At 39.1% G+C, this 19,459-nt stretch carries 16 protein-coding genes and 1 tRNA gene; 11 read left to right on the plus strand and 6 right to left on the minus strand.

The genetic code is table 11. From position 1 onward, the window contains the following. Positions 1–209 precede the first annotated feature (209 nt). From kam1_RS04120 to kam1_RS04140, 4 genes are all read right to left on the minus strand, one after another. A complete protein-coding gene (locus kam1_RS04120; RefSeq protein WP_039721792.1) occupies positions 210–1,016 on the minus strand; it encodes an undecaprenyl-diphosphate phosphatase in 807 nt (268 codons plus the stop codon). A 45-nt stretch (positions 1,017–1,061) separates the two neighbouring features. Then, entirely contained in the window at positions 1,062–2,003 is a 942-nt protein-coding gene (locus kam1_RS04125; protein ID WP_039721791.1) for a D-alanyl-D-alanine carboxypeptidase family protein, read from the minus strand. A 421-nt stretch (positions 2,004–2,424) separates the two neighbouring features. Next, a complete protein-coding gene (gene hisG / locus kam1_RS04135) occupies positions 2,425–3,303 on the minus strand; it encodes an ATP phosphoribosyltransferase (RefSeq protein WP_039721863.1) in 879 nt (292 codons plus the stop codon). Between the two features lie 113 nt (positions 3,304–3,416). Then, a complete protein-coding gene (locus tag kam1_RS04140; RefSeq protein WP_039721790.1) occupies positions 3,417–3,926 on the minus strand; it encodes an HIT family protein in 510 nt (169 codons plus the stop codon). A gap of 25 nt (positions 3,927–3,951) precedes the next feature. On the opposite strand from kam1_RS04140, the gene holA reads away from it, so the two are divergent. Both holA and kam1_RS04150 read left to right on the plus strand, forming a co-directional pair. Continuing rightward, complete coding sequence (gene holA / locus kam1_RS04145; RefSeq protein ID WP_039721789.1) at positions 3,952–5,082, plus strand: DNA polymerase III subunit delta; 1,131 nt, start codon at positions 3,952–3,954, stop codon at positions 5,080–5,082. An 82-nt stretch (positions 5,083–5,164) separates the two neighbouring features. Then, a complete protein-coding gene (locus kam1_RS04150; RefSeq protein WP_039721788.1) occupies positions 5,165–5,932 on the plus strand; it encodes a glycosyltransferase family 2 protein in 768 nt (255 codons plus the stop codon). Between the two features lie 3 nt (positions 5,933–5,935). On the opposite strand, the gene kam1_RS04155 is transcribed toward kam1_RS04150, so the two are convergent. Beyond that, a complete protein-coding gene (locus tag kam1_RS04155) occupies positions 5,936–6,508 on the minus strand; it encodes an adenylate kinase family protein (RefSeq protein WP_039721862.1) in 573 nt (190 codons plus the stop codon). Between the two features lie 178 nt (positions 6,509–6,686). Here kam1_RS04155 and kam1_RS04160 point away from each other — a divergent pair, with 178 nt between their 5' ends. The 8 genes from kam1_RS04160 to kam1_RS04195 all read left to right on the plus strand — a co-directional run bounded on the left by kam1_RS04160 (position 6,687) and on the right by kam1_RS04195 (position 16,260). Further along, positions 6,687–7,493, plus strand: coding sequence for a MotA/TolQ/ExbB proton channel family protein (locus kam1_RS04160; protein ID WP_143958270.1), 807 nt, complete (start codon positions 6,687–6,689; stop codon positions 7,491–7,493). 25 nt (positions 7,494–7,518) lie between these two features. Further along, complete coding sequence (locus kam1_RS04165) at positions 7,519–7,947, plus strand: ExbD/TolR family protein (RefSeq protein ID WP_039721787.1); 429 nt, start codon at positions 7,519–7,521, stop codon at positions 7,945–7,947. Positions 7,948–7,993: 46 nt separating this feature from the next. Beyond that, complete coding sequence (locus kam1_RS04170; protein WP_039721786.1) at positions 7,994–10,354, plus strand: tetratricopeptide repeat protein; 2,361 nt, start codon at positions 7,994–7,996, stop codon at positions 10,352–10,354. Further along, a complete protein-coding gene (locus kam1_RS04175) occupies positions 10,354–11,379 on the plus strand; it encodes an OmpA family protein (RefSeq protein ID WP_052250509.1) in 1,026 nt (341 codons plus the stop codon). Before kam1_RS04170 ends, kam1_RS04175 begins: the two co-directional genes overlap by 1 nt. Positions 11,380–11,567: 188 nt before the next feature. Further along, on the plus strand, positions 11,568–12,134 hold the full coding sequence (locus tag kam1_RS04180) for a hypothetical protein (RefSeq protein ID WP_039721784.1): 567 nt from the start codon (positions 11,568–11,570) through the stop codon (positions 12,132–12,134). 292 nt (positions 12,135–12,426) lie between these two features. After that, positions 12,427–14,217 (plus strand): tetratricopeptide repeat protein, encoded by a 1,791-nt coding sequence (locus tag kam1_RS04185; protein WP_039721783.1) that lies wholly within the window; start codon positions 12,427–12,429, stop codon positions 14,215–14,217. 62 nt (positions 14,218–14,279) lie between these two features. After that, positions 14,280–15,119: a hypothetical protein gene (locus kam1_RS04190; RefSeq protein ID WP_039721782.1), complete on the plus strand. Its 840-nt coding sequence runs from the start codon at positions 14,280–14,282 to the stop codon at positions 15,117–15,119. Positions 15,120–15,189: 70 nt separating this feature from the next. Beyond that, positions 15,190–16,260, plus strand: coding sequence for a hypothetical protein (locus kam1_RS04195; RefSeq protein WP_039721781.1), 1,071 nt, complete (start codon positions 15,190–15,192; stop codon positions 16,258–16,260). A 185-nt stretch (positions 16,261–16,445) separates the two neighbouring features. Here kam1_RS04195 and kam1_RS04200 read toward each other — a convergent pair. Next, positions 16,446–16,518: transfer RNA gene (locus tag kam1_RS04200), tRNA-Gly, on the minus strand. Positions 16,519–16,659: 141 nt separating this feature from the next. On the opposite strand from kam1_RS04200, the gene kam1_RS04205 reads away from it, so the two are divergent. After that, positions 16,660–19,458, plus strand: coding sequence for a PD-(D/E)XK nuclease family protein (locus tag kam1_RS04205; protein WP_039721780.1), 2,799 nt, complete (start codon positions 16,660–16,662; stop codon positions 19,456–19,458). Position 19,459: the final 1 nt, after the last annotated feature.

Raw genomic sequence — 19,459 nt, forward strand, 5'->3', positions numbered from 1 at the left:
AATGAACGCTAGTAGAGCCGAAAAAGGCCTATCTAACGGAGTTTGAATGCCAGAAGCAGTTAAAAAGAAGAAACTATTGCAACAGAGTTATCTATACTCTTTGTGGTCAAATGGGTTCTTGGAAAGCGCGCGGTTATTTCTGGCTTGACTGAGGATGGAGTGAGAGCCTGAGTTCTGTTGTCTAGAAGCTCTTTTGAGTTAAAGAGCGGTTAATGGGATTTCCATTCGATTGCAAAGATCACCAAGAGGACAAGCCCAAGTCCAACTCGATACCAGACAAAGGGAATAAATGTGTGGGTTTGAATAAAAGAAAGAAGCCATTTGACAGCAATGAAAGCAACAGCGGCTGAAACGAAAAATCCAAGCAAAAGGGTGAGAGGAGGGTCAGTAGGAGGTACTTTTAAAAAATTAGTCTGTTCTATCCAAGAAAAAAGGCTTGCGGCAAACATAGTTGGAATTCCTAGCAGAAAGGCAAATTCAGTAGCGGCAGGTCGTGATACTCCGAAGAGTACAGCCATCAGAATGGTGGCGGCCGATCTTGAAAAACCTGGTAGAACCCCTGCCACCACCTGACTTGCCCCAACAGCTATGGCAGTTAACCAGCTAATATCTTCCACAGCAGATTGATTGCGACAAGACACTTTTTCGACAAAGTAGATCCAAAATGCTCCACCAAAAATAGCAATGATTACAGGTCCAAGATCTTTAGGAAGCTCCCACCCCATTTTTTTTACCCATAATCCAAGTAACGCAGTAATGAAGAAAGCTAAAGTGAGTTTCAAAAAGTAGGGAATTTTTTCTTTGTTCTTCCACAAGAAAAGAAAACTAGAAACCCGTTCTTTATAAATAAGACAAACGGCCAAGACAGCTCCAAGCTGGATAAAAATGTTGAAAGTTTCAGATTTTTCTCCCATCCAATGCTCCGCAATAAGGAGATGACCGGTACTTGATATGGGAAGAAATTCACTGACCCCTTCGATAATCCCTAAAAGAACAGTCTGCCATATGTCATTCATAAGGAAAGACAGTTAATAATCAGGGTCTTTGCTTCTTTAAAAGCGTTAGAATTTCTCCTCGACCGTATATTGTGGCTTAGTTTGAGAAAATCCATAATCGAATAGGATTCGAGCGTCATACCATTTGTCAGGGCTATGCAGTAAGGTCAGATAAAGAGTATGGCCGTTTCTTTCACAAGAAGCTGCATAAGTATGTAAGGAAATTCTTGTCCATCCTGTCTTTGCTGGTCCCATGCCCATATAACTGCCCAGTAATCGGTTGTGGTTATACATAACTCTAGATATGCCTCCATTTTGAAAATGAATTTTTTTAGTTTGACAGATTTGGTTAATAATTGGATTCTTTATGGCCGCTTGAAAGATTCGCATGAGATCTTGAGCTGTTGTGTATTGTCCAGGTTCAAATAGCCCATGAGGATTAACAAAATGGGTATTCCGACAGCCTAAAGAGGCCGCTTTTTGATTCATCTCTTCAACAAATTTCTCAACGGAGCCACTACTATATCTAGCTAGGGCTAAAGCGGCATCATTACAGGAACCGATTAGAAGTTCTTCTACCAGTTGACTGACTGGAACAACTTCTCCTGCAATAAGAGGAACATGAGACGGTTGCACCAGTGTGTCTTCTCTTTTGATCCGTACGCTACCTTTGAATGCTGTTTTATCGTAAGCGACCAAAGCAGTCATAAGCTTGGTGGTACTAGCAGGGGCATAGGGAACATCCTCATTTCTTGCAAAAAGTACTTTGTGAGAGGTAGCGTCGTAGAGGAGGACTCCACTGGCCTGGACAAGAGAGTTAACTTGCTCGTAACTAAGATCTTTAATCCCTCCTTTATAGGAATGATGCGATCTGCTTCTTGCCAAAAGTTGGTTAGGAGGGATAATAATTGAAATAATTAAAAAGAGAAGGGATAAAAAGGAAGAAAGGTAATAGTAGCCGTATATTTTTTTTAAAAATCTTCTGTGAGATATATAAAAACAACTCATGATGTTAAATTATAAGAACAAGCATTGGCTGCTGTCCAGAATTTTTTAGCCTGGCAAGAGGCCTATACCCTTTTATGAGTCAGCCTGCAAAAAGAGACTTAAGATTGGCCAGATCAGTTTTTTCTACCTTTTTTCTAAAAGGCACCCCTTAAGAAGACTAGCTAGAATAGCTCCAATAACTCCACTCCTTTTGTGGCTTTCGATCCCAACAAGTTGGAATCAATCCACTGCTCTTTGCCACTTGAGTCCGACTATTTGCTAGCAAATACTGGACACCATTCTCTTTGGAATGGAAAAGCCAATTTAAGCTTTGTATCGAAGCCTCTTTTTATGTCTATTTGCACGCCTTCGTTTCCGGCGCTTATGTTTATTCATTTTTGCCTTGCGGCGTTTTTTAAGTGATCCCATGTCCAACAAATTTTTAGTAAATGATTTTGTTTAACGAATATTCTATTATTCCCTCTGCTCCCATTTCTTTTAGTCGTGGGGCAAGTTCCCTTACTGAGCTTTCATCCAAAATCGTTTCCACTGCTACCCATTGACAATCGGCCAAGGGAGATACAGTGGGATTTCGGAGAGCTGGTAAAATTTTTAATATCGCATTTAAATTTTCTTTGGGTACATTCATCTTTAAACCCACTTTATTCCGCGCATTTAAAGCAGATTGTAAGAGAAGAGCCATTGAAGTAAGTTTTTTTCTTTTTTCTTTGTTTTCCCATACCGCATGAGAACAGATGAATTGAGGATAGCTTTCTAATATCGTATCCACTATCCGTAGATGGTTTGCTCTTAGGGAAGAGCCTGTTTCCGTTATGTCGACAATGGCGTCGACCAACTCTGGGACTTTGACTTCTGTGGCTCCCCATGAAAATTCCACATGAGCTTCAACCCCAATTCTTTTCAAGTATTGCTTGACCATATTAACGGCTTCCGTGGCTATCCACTTACCTTGGAGATCCGCAGGCTTTTGAATAGGAGAGTTTTCGTGAACAGCAAGAACCCACCTTACCGGTGCAGATGTTGTTTTGTTATATCTGAGTTCACAAATAATGTGGACGTCCGCATGGTTCTCTAATATCCAATCTCTGCCTGTAATACCGCAATCCAAAAAACCTTGTTCTACATATCGAGCAATTTCTTGAGGCCTAACCAGTCTGACTTCTAACTCCTCGTCATCTATAGCAGGCCGATAATCACGACTGTTCCGAGCGACAACATAACCAGCTTTTGCGAACAGATCGATTGTCGCCTCTTCCAAGCTTCCTTTTGGTAGTCCAAATCTTAATTTCAAAGCACTCATGGGAAAAGCTTCAACTCTATCCAATCTTTTGATTTTGTAAAGATCTTTTTGTTCCTTTTGATAAGTAAGGCCAAAATGGACAAGGCAAGAAAAGAGAATAGGGACTCATAGGGCTATTTAATTTCTTCTTGAGCGGTGGAATCTTTGCAAAGATCTTCCTTAAGGAGTCTGTAGACAGTAGGAAGATCGTCTGGATGGACACGGGTATTGCCAATGGTGGTAATGAAATTCGTGTCATTTTTCCAGCGAGGGACAAGATGCCAATGAAGATGACTTTCGATACCTGCTCCAGCAGCTGCACCAACATTTAAGCCCACATTAAAACCATGAGGAGAAAAAAGCTTCTGAATACTTTTACAAAGTCTATTTAAAGTATGAAAACATTCTAGCATTTCTGTGTCAGTTAATTCCGTGATACTTTTAATTATTCTATATGGAACGACCATACAATGGGCGGTATTATATGGATAACGATTGAGCAGGGAAAAAGTTGTTTTTCCTCTTGTTAAAACAAAATTCTTTTCGTCATCGCTACTCTGAGCGATGATTTCAAAAAGATGATCAATAGCCGAAGAGTCTCGTTCGAAATAAGCTTTTCTCCAAGGAGCCCAAAGATGTTCCATTTTTTTTAAATGTATCTATTGATTTATGAAAAGCAAAACAGAGGCTAACAGTCGAGTTTTTATTTTTGGTGGCGAGGATTTCTATGAAGCCCAAAAAAAGGCAAGGGCTCTCATTGAATCCTTTAGAGCTAAAGATCCTAATCTAGAGATTATTCACATTGCAGAAGAAGGAGAGAGTCAGAGTGAAATATTACCCTTGCTTGAGCGATTGCGTGAGGAAATAGTAACTCCTTCTTTGTTTGCTACAACGAAACTAATTTTTTGGAAAGGGGCTAATTTTTTAGCTGCCAATGGTTTGGCAGATAAAAGAATAGAAGAGGATATTCGTCAATTTTTTAACTTACTACAAGAAAATCCCCTTGAGGAACTCATTGTGGTCATTCTTGCTGAGTCGATCGACAAAAGAAAGAAGCTTTTTCAAGAGCTAAAGACTCATTTCCATGTGGAACTAACTGATAAACTAGATCCTTTGGATCCCTCCTCTTTATTGGAAGTGATGGAGAAGTTGGAAGAAAGAGGAATCGAGGCAGATCAAAGTTTGGGCCAACAATTATTAATGGAGGCTGGGGCTCAGCGTTCGTTACTTGACATGGAAATTGAAAAGTTATCTCTTTTCCTCGGAACAAAGGGAAAGATTCAACCTGAAGAGATTTCCGATTTGCTTTGTGGAAAAAGAGAAACAGTGATCTGGAGACTTTGTGATCTAGTGATTTCCGCAAAATTCGATTTGGCTCTTGTGGAATTGCAAATTTTGATGCAAGAGGGAGGTTCAGAAATGGGAATCCTCCTTGCTTTAGCACAAAGGATTTTCTGGGCTTGTCTTGGATTGGTTTTATTGAAGAACGGTTGGCTGGATGTTCAAAGTAAAGGAAAATATTTGAAGCTTATGTTGAAAGAAGAGGGCTATTTTTTATACCCCAAAAAAAAATCTGGGGAGCTTGTGAATCAATGGGCTTTTGGGCAGAATTTGCAACTAGCCCAAAACATAGACTTACCTTTTTGGTTATGGGCCCTTCGACACACATATGAAACAAATAAAATACTTGTTTCTGGAAATATTTCTCCAGATCTTAGGGGGAGAATGCTTGAAAGGCTACTTATTAAACTAAAAATATATTATGAAAAAGTAATAGAAAAGTCTAAAGACTCCGTTTAAAACAGTTTTTACTTTTAATATTGTTGAAAGCAAAATTGTAGCCATGGATATCATGGGGAAGATCCAAGAGCGGCCATAGAAAATGATGACGACATCCAATGAGAGATCGGAACCGGTAGATCTATCGGTTATTATTCCATTTCATAATGAAGCGGAAAATATTCCAGCTTTGCTGACCGAGCTTGACCAATGCCTTCCAGCTTTGGGTCTTCATGTCGAAATTATCATGGTGAACGATGCTAGTACGGATTGTTATGAGCGTCCAGCAGCAACACCTAGATTTCCAGTCGTTTGGCTAGATTTAACAGAAAGAAGCGGTCAGAGTGCTGCTATGTATTTTGGAATCAGTCAAGCTTCCGGTCGATATGTAGCTTTTATGGATGCGGACCTTCAAAACGATCCAAGGGATCTGGAAAAATTATATTATAAGCTGAATGAGGAGGGATTAGATTTAATAACCGGTTTAAGGATCGACAGAAAAGATAGTTGGTTTAGAAAAATCTCTTCGAAAATAGCCAACAAAATACGGTCCTCTCTTTTAGGTGATAACACGCGTGATACAGGCTGTTCGCTGAAAGTTATGAGGTCTGAATTAGCCAAAAGACTTCCTGGATGGAATGGCATGCATAGGTTTATTCCGGCTCTTGCCCAAGCAATGGGGTATAGGGTAGGGGAATGCCCCGTAAATCATCGTCCAAGAAGAGCAGGCAAAAGCAAAGTAATTTCATGGAAAAGGGCCATTCAAGCTACTGTCGATTTAATAGGAATGATCTGGTTTTGTAAGAGACAATTTAAAGGTCGACTTACTTCCCATTCAGCCATCAATCCAGCTAAAAAGATACCCAATTAAGAGTCAGGGTAAGGGTTCTAGGATCCGACGTAAAACCTGGTAGGGTAAAGCAGAACAGTCGATTTCTTTGAGTTGATTCGGGGAAAAAAGTTGCAGGAGGGGTTTTGTTTCTCTTTCATAGATCTCGAAACGTTTTCTAATGACTTCTTCTGTATCGTCCACTCGATGATCCTGAACAGCTCGACCTTTAAGTCTGGAAACAAGGATACTACGGTCCGAGCAGTACAAATGATAGACAAAAAGAATTTCTACTTTTTCAGACAGAATATGCCATTGACGAACATTTCTTGGCAGACCATCTAATACCAAATAGTCCACTTTCGGCCGAAATCTGCCTTCCGATATCATTTGATCAATATAAGAGTTAAAAAGCTGGATAGTAATATCATCTGGGACAAGTAGGCCTTTTGAAGAATATTCCAAAAATGTCTTGCCGATAGCGCTATTTCTATCCACGGATCGAAAAAGCTCTCCAGATGAAAAATGAAAGAACCCAGGAATCGTTCCTAAGATTTTTCCTTGGGTTCCTTTTCCAGAACCAGGAGCACCAATAAGTAAAAGAGATTTGTACTTCACGTTGATTTTCAATTTTATTTAAAAGCCAATAAAAAAAATACTAGCTTTTTTCAATATTCAATCAAGATTGCCAAAGGAATCTTATTTGATAAACTAAAAAAGAAAGAATTCATGACTTTTCCTTGTAATTTCTTTTTAATTATCAAGAAGCCTATGCGAGTATAAATAGTTGTTATCTATGAAAATTACCTATCTGTTGGATGTTGTTTTTCCTTTTTTAGGTGTATTGGCAGAAGAGGGAGCGTCGAAACCCATTACTGTATTGGATCTGCTAAAATCGGGTGGTTGGGTTATACTGCCTCTTTTTTTAATTTCTTTTTTGGTTGTTGCCTTAATTTTCTACTATTTTGCTTCTATACGACTATCAGCTGTTTGGACAAAGGATCTTGACAGAAGGATAGAGAATGCTCTTAAGAAACAGGATCTTTTTTTAGTTGCAGAAGTAATAAAAAACCGATCCGAAGGCTGTGCCCGTCTTTTAAAAGAAGTATTGAATTTTTTATCTAAGCATAAAGATGCAGATCTTGAATCAGTGACTTCCGTAGCTGAAGCTTTTGGAAGCGGATTTTCCTCTCTACTTAACCAAAGAATACTTTATTTGCTTGACGCAGGAGTGATTGCTCCAATGTTAGGTCTTTTTGGAACGGTCATTGGGATATTAAGATCTTTTGGATCGATCGCTGCCGAGCCTTCGCCAATGCGGACACTTTTGCTTGCTGGAGGGGTATCTCAAGCTCTTGTCTCTACTGCTATTGGATTGATTGTTGGCATTTCGGCAATGTTTTTCTATTCTTTTTTTAGGGGAAGAGTTCAATATCTAATCTCTGTGTTTGAAGAGCGATCAGTCATTTGGGTTCAAGAAATTTACCTTTTGAATAAGAAAATCCAGCATAAGCCTGCACCAGAAGTCAAAGCTTTTGCTGCTGGATCTTATGATGTGGATGAATCAAGTGAAGAATCGAGGGAAGAAAATAAGGAAGGATAAGGAACGGAGTGGAGAAGTTTAACGTATGAATTTCAGAAAAAGAGTAGGGGTTGAACAGATCGGCTTACAGCTGGCACCCATGATTGATGTAATTTTGTTTTTGCTTTCCTTTTTCCTTTTGACTTGGAATTTAGCCCGCTATGAAGCTGATCTAGAAGTAAAAATACCCAAAGCGAAAAATGGAGAGTTACCCAAGAGGTTACCTGGAGAAGTGATCATCAATATTACCAAAGATGGGCAAGTCAATTTAAATCATAGGGTTGTTTCAGCCAAAGAACTAGAAGAAATTATCAAAGGAGTGATTCAGCAATACCCTGATCAGGCAATAATTATTCGTGCTGATGAAGAAACAAGTTACAAAGAAGTGATCAAAGTATTGGATGTTTGTCGCGCGGTTAATGCCTGGAATATTGCCTTTGCGACAAACCGACCCGATATGACTTCTTCACAATGAAAGAAAGATGGTTAAAATTTTATAAAGGTTCCGAAGATGTAAAGGAATGAAATGTAGTAAAAGATCTTGGAACAGACCGCTTCTTATCAGCTTGTATTTCTTTGTTATCCTCTTTCTTTTTTGGATATCGAATGCAATGCTTTTGGCTCGTACTGAGAAACAGGCTCAGAGTGTGGAAATCATTCCTACGGCTGATGTTGATTTAGATAGAGCGATAGCGCTTTATAGGCAAGGTGAGTATGAAGAGGCAATAAAGATATTTTATAGAATACTGCCGTTATTATCTCCAGGGAAAAAAACTGAAGCACTTTATTCAATGGCTGATTGCTACCGGCTGATTGGAAGAAAAGAGGATGCAATCAAAATTTATCAAATGCTTGTTCAAAGCGATCCATCAAGTGCTTTTGCACCCACAGCCTATTTTTGGGAAGGCAAGTTATTATCAGAATTAGGTAATTTTGCACAAGCGGCTGCAGCGCTTAAAATAGCAGTGGAAAAAGCCGATCCTCAGACAGCCAATGCTGCTAGTTTTCTTCTTGCATTGTGTCAACTTCGAATAGGTGAAGAAGAAAAAGGAGTGTGTAGACTCAGAGAATTGGTTGAGAAATCCGCAGATCTAAGGGTTGAGGCTGCTGCGGTATTGGCAACATATTATGAATCTATTTTCGATTGGGGACATGCTTTAGAATTTTGGTCTATTGTTTTACATGAAAGTAAAGATCCTCAAACAAAATCAAAAGCTTTGACACGTTGTGGTTGGGCAGCTTGGAAATCTGGACAGCCAAAAGAAGCCGAACATTATTTCACTCAAGCTTCAGGAGGACCTCCCTATACGGAATGGAATAGGATAGCTAACAGCGGTCTTTTTGAATTTTACTTATCTCAAAACCGATATAAGGAAGCTATTCAATTTTATGAAAAACATAAGGAAGGATTTATAGAAAACCAGAAAGAAAAAATTCTTCTAGATTTATCAACTGCCTATATAGAGACGAAAGACTATTCGAAAGCTCTTTCGATTATTGACTTATTTCTTGCCAATTATCCCAAATCCTCCTTGGTTGATCTGGCTGTATACAGAAAAATTGTAGCTAATTATTATCTAGAGCAAGGTTCGTTGGAAAAAAATGCCCAGCAATTTTTCTCACAATATCCCTCCTCTCCTTATATTTATCCTCTACTTTATTTGGAAGCAGAAGAATATAACAGAACCGGAAAATTTGCTTTGGCTCTTCCGATATGGGAAAAGTTGGAATCTGCCCATTCGGACTTAGTCCCCAAAGAAGCTATTCTGCTTGGGCGAGCTAATTCTTTGTATGGTCTTGAAAAGTGGAGTGAAGCAGCAGAGCTTTTTAAAAAGTTCTTAACCGAATATCCCAAATCGAGGGAAATGGTTCATGTGAAGATGCATCTTGCGAGTGTCCTCGAGAAAGTGGGAGAAAAGAAAGAGGCATTGAAATACTGGCAGGAAGCTCTTGGAGCCGTTAAAAGAACTGATCCAGAAAGGCAAAGTTGCCTTGAGCAAATCGGCATTTTAGCATACGATCTAAAAGAAAATAGCTTGGCTGCGGAGACTATGCAGAAAGTTTTAAGCGAATATCCACATTCTTCTTATCGTGGTGTTGCAGCCTGGATTGTCGGACAATCAAAATATGAAAATAAACAGTATGAAGCGGCAAAAGAGTATTTTTCTTTAGCTAGAGAAGCGGAACCTGAAAAACTCTACTTGGCAGCTACCCTGATGCTTGCCTGGATTGCCTATCACCAAGACGATGTTGAGAAAGTGTGCTCCTATGTCCAATCTTACGAAGACAATTATAAAAAAGGGGCTGAAGCAATCCCAACCGAGCTTTACTATTGGATCGCTTCTCGACTTTTACAAAAAGGAAAACTCGATTTAGCCGTTTTTTATTTTAAAAAAGTCATTCAAACTGCTCCATCTAAAGATAAATATTATATTTCAAGTCTTTGGCAACTAGCTGAAACAGAACGCAAGCTAATGAATTGGAAAGAGGCAAATGCTTATTATCTTGAATTCCAGAAAGCAGATCCTCAAAACGCTTCCAATTCGCCTGTCCTCTTAGGCTTAGCTGAGACACAAATTGCTCTAGGGCAATTTGCCGAGGCACAGAAAAACTTAGAAGAGGTATTGTTAAAGGAACCTGAAGGAGAAAATAATGCCAAAGCTAGGATGCTTATCGGAGATAACTATTTGGCCCAAAAAAATTATCGGGAAGCAGCAAAAGCCTACACGACTTTGAGTTTGATTTATCAAGACGATACGATTACTCCCAAAGCCATGCAAAAAGCTGCTTTTTCTTTTTCTAAGGCTGGAGACAATGATCAGGCCGCTTTTTGGGAAAAAAAACTAAAAGAAAAATACCCGCAGTTCAAACCGGACGCCTAATGAAAACAGAACCATTCCATTCCATTTCCCTAATCTTAGATAGGAAAACGGTCACCTTAGCTGTTATTCTCTCTCTGCTCGTGCATTTAGGTCTAATTTTAACAGTCGGTCCGTTGCGGATTAAAAATTTCTCTGTGCCTTATACGACGAAAAAATTCAATAGGAGGATAGATCTAAAAAGGGCTGAGTTGCCGGCTTCCATTTTTCAAGCCAGAGCCGAAACCAAAAGCCCATCGGTTACTCCCATTCCTGCTCTGGAAGCTCCGAAACAGATCAAGGCTATTAATCCTTTGGTTCAAGACATCACACAAGCCAATCCGGTTAGGATCCCAATGCCATCGGTTGTTCCTGGGGGAGCGCCTGAAGTTGCTGTTTTATCTCCGACTCCTCCTACGGCCGTAAGCCCCTATGAAGAGGATGCTAAATCTCAGCTTCAATCCATGATCTCTCATCTCATAACCGGGCCTTCCTCATCCGGTGTGCCAAATACAAATAATATTCTACCTTCAGGTCTTGGACATGATCCAATTCCAGGAGCGAGTGCAGCTGGTCAAGCGGGGACGCATCCAACAGGGACAAGCGGAGGAGAAGGCATACCAGGAGTGGATGACATTCAAACACAGTTCAAAGCGGCTGCTAATTTTGATCCAAGGATTCCACAGCCCGTAGTTTTGCGTTTGCCAAGCGATATCCTTTTTGATTTCGATTCGGCAAACATAAAAGCCGATGCGGAACCACTTCTTTTCCAAGTGCTAGAAATCTTAAAAAAATATCATCGGGCCGATGTTGAAATCGGTGGGCATACGGACACATTCGGTGATAATATGTATAATTTACAGTTAAGCGAACAAAGAGCCTTTGCTGTCCAACAATGGCTAGAAGCTCATCTGCCTGCAGGAATGTATAATTTCCATTCTACTGGGTATGGGAAAAGTCATCCCATTGTGAATCCAAGGGGATCGATTGAAGAACAAGCCAAAAATCGCAGAGTAGAAATAGTCATCCGAGCACTAGTTGAAGAATGAGCGGGCCTCTTGATTAGCCATCCCAATACAATTTGCTCTTTTATGATTTACCACACCAATTACTCTTAGTTTTCAATAAAGGTGTAGGAATGAGCTGCTTGTATGGACAAACAAGAAAATGTTATCTCTGGGGAGGAATTATCCTCCATTGAGGTTGTTTTTCTAAAAAAAAGAGGCTAATTTAATAAGTGCGAGGAAAGGCTCAACCTTGTTTTTTGCTGTTATTCTTTTTTGTTTTTCTCTTTGATGTTTTTCCCAAAAGCATAGGAAAAACTTCAAAGAACGCCTATAATAAAACCATCTATGTTTTAGTTGTTCATGAAGCATGGTTTAACAGGCCGCCGGAGTTTGTTTTATCGAGGTATGATTATCTCTCACAAAGGGATATTCTTTATCAAGAAACGATTGCTGCCTTTAAAAAGGCTTATCCTTCTTTGGAGGTAAAGAGGATCGATAAACTTAGTCAGGCTCAGGAAGGCATACCAATTATAAGGGTGGATTTAGGACGCTGGAGATATTCTTTTATTGGTACGAATGCTGCTACCGATATCGTTGTTCGACTTTTTGCTGACTTTTATCCTTCAAAAGACTCAAAAGCTATTCACTTAGGTTCCTTTGGGAATGTTCAAAGAGCCCATGTTTGGCTTTATGATGGGTATCGAGACTTTAATGAAGATTATATTAATGCATTGCGGCCTGCCCTTGAAAAGATTGTTCAGGCTGTTGGGCCTTTGTTAGATTCACATCGAAAGTGATGGGAGCTTGCTCTAAGCACTTAGACAAATTTTTTGTAGGACATGAGCAGATTCTTTATGCCTTTCTTTTTTACGATATGTGAGGATTGGATAAGACTGATTTGTAGGCGAGGCAGACCAGAGAAGGATGGAATCCACCTTCTTTTCCCATAAGGAAGTACTTGCAGACTTTATCGGTGGATGGAAAACTAAAAACAGTTCGATTCATTCTTTTAATTTTAATAATAAGTTTTTCTTTATTTTTAACTTGGCTTTGTTTATATGGGTATAAATTTTCATCACCTAGTCTGTTGTGAAACTATCCTGTTTTCGTATTTATGATTGGCACTATCTTTTTTCTTTTTATCTCGTTTTGAGTGTCTTATCTTTTTCAACCCTTAAGTCCGAAGAAGAATCCTCTTTTGACTCCGAATTTTGGACGTCAAGAATTGTTGATTTCTCTCTTGTCAATTCGAATGGAATGACTCATTGGATCAGAGGCATAGTTCTCTCCGCGGATGGTAAAGTGCTAACCTTATCTGATGTTTTTAATGGGGAAGGGAAAATTAAAGAGGTAAAGAGATGGGACTTTCGACCTGTGCAATATCTAGGATGGATTGTGAAGGATCCAGAAAAAAACTTTCTCTTGCTTCAAGTCGAAGGCAAATCCCTTTCGGCGCTAAGAATAGTTTCAAGAGAAAGTTGGCCTGCCAATGGAGGAAATGAATTTTACATTCCTGTTCCTACCCCTGAGGAACCTAGAAGAATTGCAAAATATGTTCCAAAAGAAATGCCACAAAAAGATAACGAGCATATTTTTTTTGAGGGTCCAACCGCAAGCGTGTTGCTTGGTAGTCCCATCATCAATGAAAAAGGTCAAACTATTGGAATCGTTGATTGGATCGACCTTCAAAATGGCTTAGTTAGGGTAAGAGTGCTTGATGGTCCTTTGGAAATCTTAGATAAAGCAGATCGGCTTGTTGAGTTTGCCTTTTGGCAAGAAAACTTAGAAGCGATTAGGAAAAAAGGAGAGCAAAATTCCTTACTCTCCTCTTCTACCTATTGGAGAAATTTATGGCAAGGAATTCAAAAAAATGAGATCGAAAAGAACGCTGATATTTTGATTCAGCTCTATCCAAAATTAGATGTCGCCTGGGCTGCTGCCTCAGCAAATTATTTAAGGTTATCTTTATGGGATAAGGCAGATTTTGCTGCCAGAAAAGCTATTGCCATGAATCCTTCCGATTATCATTATCCGGTTTTATTTGCTCAAATATTAATTGGGAAGAAGGAGTGGAATCCCGCTATTGATGCATTGCTTCAGGCACGAGAAGAAGGGGCCCTTTCGAAGGAAATTGCCTATCCCTTAGGGATATGTTTGGATAAAATTGGTCAATACGAAAAAGCGGTAGAAGAACTGAAAAGTTATGTGGAAAATCGACCCAGGCATGTTAGCGCCTGGATTTTAATGGGTGAAATCTATCAAAAGATTCATCACTGGGAACAAGCTATCAGTGCTTTTACAAAAGCGGCAAGATTAAATCCACAATCTATACGAGCATGGGTAGGAATGGCTGATTCTTATAGAGAACTTTCCAAATGGGAGCAGGCTTCTGAAGCTTATACGGAACTGAGTCTTTTGGAGCCTACGAATGAGGCCGTGTGGTATAACCTTGGTCTAGTGTTGTTGAAAATGGAGCAGGAAAAGTTTGCTCGAGCTTGTTTTATGCGCGTCATAGAGTTAAATCCTAAAGATCGAGATGGATGGTTTAATTTTGGTGTCCTCAGTCAGAGAGCAGGAGAAAGATTGGTTGCAATGAATGCTTACAAAAAAGCTGTAAATCTAGATCCAGATTTTGGCATAGGATGGTTTAACTTGGGTTGTCTGTATCAAGAACTCCACCTTTATCCTGAAGCAATTGAAGCGTGGCGGAAAGCTGAGAAAACCCTCCCTGGTGATATTCGACCATTAATCAATCTCGTTTTTCTTGAAAACCATCTCCATGATTATAGCCAGAGGGATAAGGATTTGTCAAAATTGGAAGGTATGGATCCTCGTCTTGCCCAGCAAATAAGATTTAAGATGGCTACAATGAGCCGGTAGTGTGCAGACTAATAGCGATTCTTTGATTCGTATTGTGGGTTTTTAATTCCTGTTTTTTAAAGATGAAAGTGGAGTGCGCTAAAGCTGTGGCTGCGATCCATTTTTATATTGGAATCATCCTCTTGGCTTTTTCTTGGATTCTGAATGGGATCCTTGAAGGAGCTCGAACTCATTATTTCTTTTTCTTTTTGTGGATTGGATACATTTTAACGATCGATGGCTTGCTAGTTATGAAAAGAGGAGAATCTCCTCTGACAAGGGCTGGATTTTCTTATCTTTTGTTCTTTTTGTTGTCCATTCCTTTCTGGTGGCTATTCGAAGGGATCAATCTCAGAATCCAAAATTGGGAGTACGTAGGCTCCCATAAGTTTGGCCCTATTAGTTATTTTTTGTTTGCCTCTTTGAATTTTTCTACCGTTATACCCGCTGTTTTGACCACTTCTGAATGGGTCAGGCATTGGAGATGGATTGAAAATTTAAAAAAAGGGCCTGCAATTTCCGTTCCGTCCAAAGGATGGATTTTTGTTTTAGGCTTAGGTTTTCTTCTGCTTCTTTTATGCTTTCCTCGTCTATTTTATCCTTTATGCTGGATTTTTCTTTTCTTTTTAACAGAGCCACTTAATGCGAAGTTTAAAAAAAGATCGATTCTTTTTGGCGATTTACCTCAAGGTGAATGGAGAGGGGTTATTTCTTTGGCTATTGGCGTCTTAATTTGTGGATTATGTTGGGAAAGCTGGAATTGGAATTCAGATCCTAAATGGGTCTATCATATTCCCTTTTTGGGGTTTTTCCCAATATTTGAAATGCCTGTTTTAGGATATCTCGGTTATTTGCCTTTTGCCCTGGAACTTTTTTCTGCTACTGTCTTATGCTGGAAAGGAAAATTACCCGTAGATTTGTAATTACAATTGGCTTTTCCATTTTTCTTCACACTGGGGTATATTTTTAAAATTCCTTTTGTTATTTCCAACTATGAAATCAGAGGTTTCCATTCTTATTCCTTTTGATTTAGGCTTAGAACTTGAGTTTGGGGGAGAGGAAGCTAATAGAATAGTGAAAGAAATTTCAACAAGAACCACGCAACTTATTTCTTTTAAAGACAAAATGACGGCAAAAGCTCAAGTGGTTACCCAAATCTATAAGTTTGGCGTTGGTCTAATCGAGGTATCCTTTCCAATGGAAGCAGAAATGGGGTTTCTCACATTCTTTGCAACGGAGGTAAAATCGATTAGTGTCGGTTCAATGGGCATATTGTCTTGGGTTAAAACCTTTGTCAACGGTTTGATTGAGCAAGCTAAGGTGTTTGCTAGTTATCAGTATGTCTATCGGCTGGAGGAATTAGATCTATTTCCTGTATTTTCTTTAGAGCCAGGGAGTGTCAAAGACGCAGAAAAATTTCTAGAACAGCATTACAAACGGCTTTATGGCATAGTATCTGGTGAAGCCAATTACGATAGCTTATCCCAATTTGTTATGGAAAATGAAAAGCTAATCAATTTTGGCTATTATGAAAATGAACTGATTTTGATTAAACGGTTCGGAGCTGTCATTTCTTCTTACGAATCTCAAGTCATCTTGAACATTATACGACTGGTATATGCTCTATATTGGAATTTACGTTCTTATAATTTTTTATTGGATAGAGAACTGGATAAAGCTCAATCTATTCTAGCTCATCTGCCTCCTTGGTATAAATTTTGGATGATGCCTCAGAGATATCAGAAATTTTCTGAAGAAGGCATGAATTTTGTGCAAGACAAGCTTTCAATTGTTGAATCCATCTATTCGGTTTTTGCTAATGTAAACCAGATAGCATCCGATTGGCATCTACGAACGATTTATAAATATGTAGAAAAGGAATTTGATATCGATGATATTGCTTCGGCGGTAAAAGTGAAGTTGGATAGAGTGGAACAATCTTACAATTCTGCAAGAGAGTTTATTGCGACGAATTTCTTTATTGCGGTGGAAATTGTCCTTATCTTATCTCTCCTCTGGATGATTTTGGATACGGCCTTACTTTATATCATTTCTAAAAAGTAACGCAGCATATTGAATCATCGATAGAGAAGCTTTATTGAGCATTTTTTCTTAGGCTCTATCTAGTGATTTGGTGTTATTCGATTGATCCTTATTTTTATTCTCAAAACCTGGAACCTGGCAAATAGCTTTGAGGATCATTGGGATAGTCGTCTAGGGTTAGGATTGGAAAGATTGTATTAAAAATGAGCGGGTGACGGGATTTGAACCCGCGACGTCAACCTTGGCAAGGTTGCGCTCTGCCAACTGAGCTACACCCGCAGTATCTATTTTAAAAAGATAGGTAGTCTAAAAATGAGGCGGAAGCATTAAAAAATCAAGTTTTAAGTCTATTACTTTGTTTGATTTTTCCTAGATATCTTTTCACTGGTAGTCGCAACAGCAAATAGTTAGAATGAAAAAATGGAGTTTGAATGCCATTTTCTTGGTTGGCAGGATCCTTTCCCTCTTCTTGTTGCTGAATGGATTACTTTTCAAAGTAGTAAAAATTCTTTTGGGTTTTTTGACCTTTCAGACTGTCTTGTGATCGTTCCTACCACTCTATCTGGAAAAATGCTGCATCGGGCCCTTAAGATGCATCTTGCTGAGAGTTTTCTTCCTCCCATGATTATCACTCCTATGGGTCTTTTTGAGAATCATCCGGATTATCAGCTTGATCATAAAGTCGAACCTACTCCTTTGCAAAAGAAGATCTTTTGGATCAATGCATTGGTTGAAGCTATTGAAAAAGGGAGCTGTGGGCAATGGTTAAAAGAAAATAGAGATTTTGAAAGTCTTCTTTCTTTTGCAACAATTCTTAGCAAAACACAGGAAGAACTCGCAGAGAAGTCCTTGGTTTTGAAAGATTTAACGGCTTTTGTGGAAGATAATTTTTTCGAAGAGATTGGAGTGCTTGAAACGATATATTTCGAAACGATGGATCGATTAGGTTTTATCGATCCCTTTTGGCGCAAACAGGAATTATTAAAAAATCCAAAACTTCCTTCAAAGATTAAAAAAGTAGTCATTGCGGGCTGTCTTGATCCTCATCCTTTGGCATTGCAGTTTCTTGAAAAGTTGAAAGAACCATCAACTGTTGATGTTCTACTCCCTGTAACAGAAAAATATGCTCACTATTTTGACGCCAAAGGCAGGCCGTTGGAAAGCCTTTGGCAGGAGATGGTGTTAGCTCTACCAGAGCAATTTATTCATTTGCATGCGGATGAAACGGAAATGGTTGAGGAAATCATTGAGCTTGTTTCTAAGGTGAACAGCAATGAAGCTACAACAGTTGGAATATGCAGAAATCATTTGACTGCGCTGCTTACTTTCCAGCTGAAGCAAAAATGTATTCCATTTTTTAATTTTTCTGGACTTTCTTATGTCGATAGCCCCTTTTTCGACTTTTTTTTCCTTTTGAAAGAATTACTTAAAGAGCCCTCTCTAGCAACCATAACAAAGTTTGTCCGCAACCCGTTGTTTTATGCATGGCTTCAAATAAAACAACAAGATCAAGCCGATGCGTTTTTGGGAAATCTCGATGCTTTTGTCAATGCCTATTTTCCATCCACTCTAAGTGATTTTATAGAAAGGAATCCCTCTGAGGATTCGATCAAAAAAGCCTTTTTGCTTTTGAATGACTTTCTTGTCAAACTAAAATCGGAACATTGGCCCAAAGCCCTTTTAGGTTTTTTCTCTGAAGCTCTAGAAAATTCCTCTTCGCTTTTAGAAGAACAACTGGAAAAATTTAGTGCTTTTCTTGTTGGATCTCTCAATCAGTTTAATCGTTTGGTCCCTTTTAATATTTTTTCGAGCTGTGAAGCCTTTTTATCCTTGTTTCTTGAGGCAATGAAGGAAGAAAGGCTGTTTTTAACCGAAGAAGGTGAGAAGTTAGAACTTAAAGGATGGTTGGAATTGCTCTATGACGATGCCTCTTATCTCATTTTAGCTGGATTCCAAGAAGGGGATATCCCAAAAGCTTTGGAATCTAATTGTATTTTGACTGAAAAAGTCAGAAAGCAATTGGGTTTGAAGACCATAGAAAGTCGTCTTTCAAGAGACATGGTGATACTTCACACTCTAGTGGAGCGACTCAGCAAAAGAGGCAGACTAGATATTTTTTTATCAAAAACTAGTTATGAAGGAGAAAATTTGTTGCCTTCAAGACTTCTTTTCAAAGTTGACGAAAAGGCATTGGCTCGTCGAACTGCTTTGCTTTTTACAACTCTTCCTTCTAAAACCAGTCCCAAACCAAAAACAAAAAGTTGTTTTTTGTTACAAATTCCCTTTGATGTGCCCTTTTCTCCAGAAAGTCTTTCTGTCAGTGCCTTGAATGATTATTTAAACTGTCCCTTTTATTTTTATTTAAAGCATAAAATGCGTTGGCAACCAATCACGCTCTCCAAAGGGGAAATGGACGAATCTGTTTTTGGAAGTCTAATACATAAGGTTTTAGGAGCTTTTGGTAAAGATACCGAGGCAAGAGGATGGAATGATCCAGAACAAATTTACGCGTTTTTAGAGTCACGCCTAGAAGCAGAGTTCACGGAAAGGTTCGGGAAAAAACGTACTATTGGCTTTCAGCTTCAACAAAAGGCATTAGCTGAACGATTAAAGGCCTTCTCATTGTTTCAAGCTGATTGGAGGAATCAAGGAGCCGAGATTATCGATGTAGAGAAGGAATTTGAGCTTCAAATTGAAGGACTCAACATTCGAGGACGGATCGATCGTATAGACTATGTAGGAGAGAATAATGTGGTGATCATCGACTACAAGACTTTTGGCATGGGCATAAAGAAGGATCCTTTTAGCAGTCATCTATATATCTCAAGAGGAGGGAAAGAAGAGCTACCTCCCTCCGAGGCCTATTTTTTTTCAGGAGGAAAACGGTGGCGTTGGGTAAATTTCCAACTGCCTGCTTATTATCATGGTGTCCAATCGATGGGATTAGGAAAATCTATCCTTGCTGCCTTTTATTTCCTCTCTAAAGTAGAAGACAATAGCCGATTATGGTTTTGGCCAGAGGATAAGTCCAATTTTTTAGAAGAAAGCATGGATGCCATCCGTCGGATTATTCGAGCAATAAAAGAGAATAAATTCTGGCCTCCCAACCCTAAAGCAGTCGTCTGGCAGTATGCTCCATGGGATTTCTGGTTTGATAGAAATCCGACAGAAATTTTTGCCCCTTCTTCTTTTTCTGGCTCTACTAAGACAGACTTTTAAA

It is taken from the genome of Methylacidiphilum kamchatkense Kam1, from assembly GCF_007475525.1.
Classification (GTDB): domain Bacteria; phylum Verrucomicrobiota; class Verrucomicrobiia; order Methylacidiphilales; family Methylacidiphilaceae; genus Methylacidiphilum; species Methylacidiphilum kamchatkense.

Bases quoted from the DNA above. Each gene is read 5' to 3' on its own strand.
- kam1_RS04120 (WP_039721792.1), bottom strand. From the start codon at position 1,016: ATGAATGACATATGGCAGACTGTTCTTTTAGGGATTATCGAAGGGGTC.
- kam1_RS04125 (WP_039721791.1), bottom strand. From the start codon at position 2,003: ATGAGTTGTTTTTATATATCTCACAGAAGATTTTTAAAAAAAATATAC.
- hisG (WP_039721863.1), bottom strand. From the start codon at position 3,303: ATGAGTGCTTTGAAATTAAGATTTGGACTACCAAAAGGAAGCTTGGAA.
- kam1_RS04140 (WP_039721790.1), bottom strand. From the start codon at position 3,926: ATGGAACATCTTTGGGCTCCTTGGAGAAAAGCTTATTTCGAACGAGAC.
- holA (WP_039721789.1), top strand. From the start codon at position 3,952: ATGAAAAGCAAAACAGAGGCTAACAGTCGAGTTTTTATTTTTGGTGGC.
- kam1_RS04150 (WP_039721788.1), top strand. From the start codon at position 5,165: ATGATGACGACATCCAATGAGAGATCGGAACCGGTAGATCTATCGGTT.
- kam1_RS04160 (WP_143958270.1), top strand. From the start codon at position 6,687: ATGAAAATTACCTATCTGTTGGATGTTGTTTTTCCTTTTTTAGGTGTA.
- kam1_RS04165 (WP_039721787.1), top strand. From the start codon at position 7,519: ATGAATTTCAGAAAAAGAGTAGGGGTTGAACAGATCGGCTTACAGCTG.
- kam1_RS04170 (WP_039721786.1), top strand. From the start codon at position 7,994: ATGAAATGTAGTAAAAGATCTTGGAACAGACCGCTTCTTATCAGCTTG.
- kam1_RS04175 (WP_052250509.1), top strand. From the start codon at position 10,354: ATGAAAACAGAACCATTCCATTCCATTTCCCTAATCTTAGATAGGAAA.
- kam1_RS04190 (WP_039721782.1), top strand. From the start codon at position 14,280: ATGAAAGTGGAGTGCGCTAAAGCTGTGGCTGCGATCCATTTTTATATT.
- kam1_RS04195 (WP_039721781.1), top strand. From the start codon at position 15,190: ATGAAATCAGAGGTTTCCATTCTTATTCCTTTTGATTTAGGCTTAGAA.
- kam1_RS04205 (WP_039721780.1), top strand. From the start codon at position 16,660: ATGGAGTTTGAATGCCATTTTCTTGGTTGGCAGGATCCTTTCCCTCTT.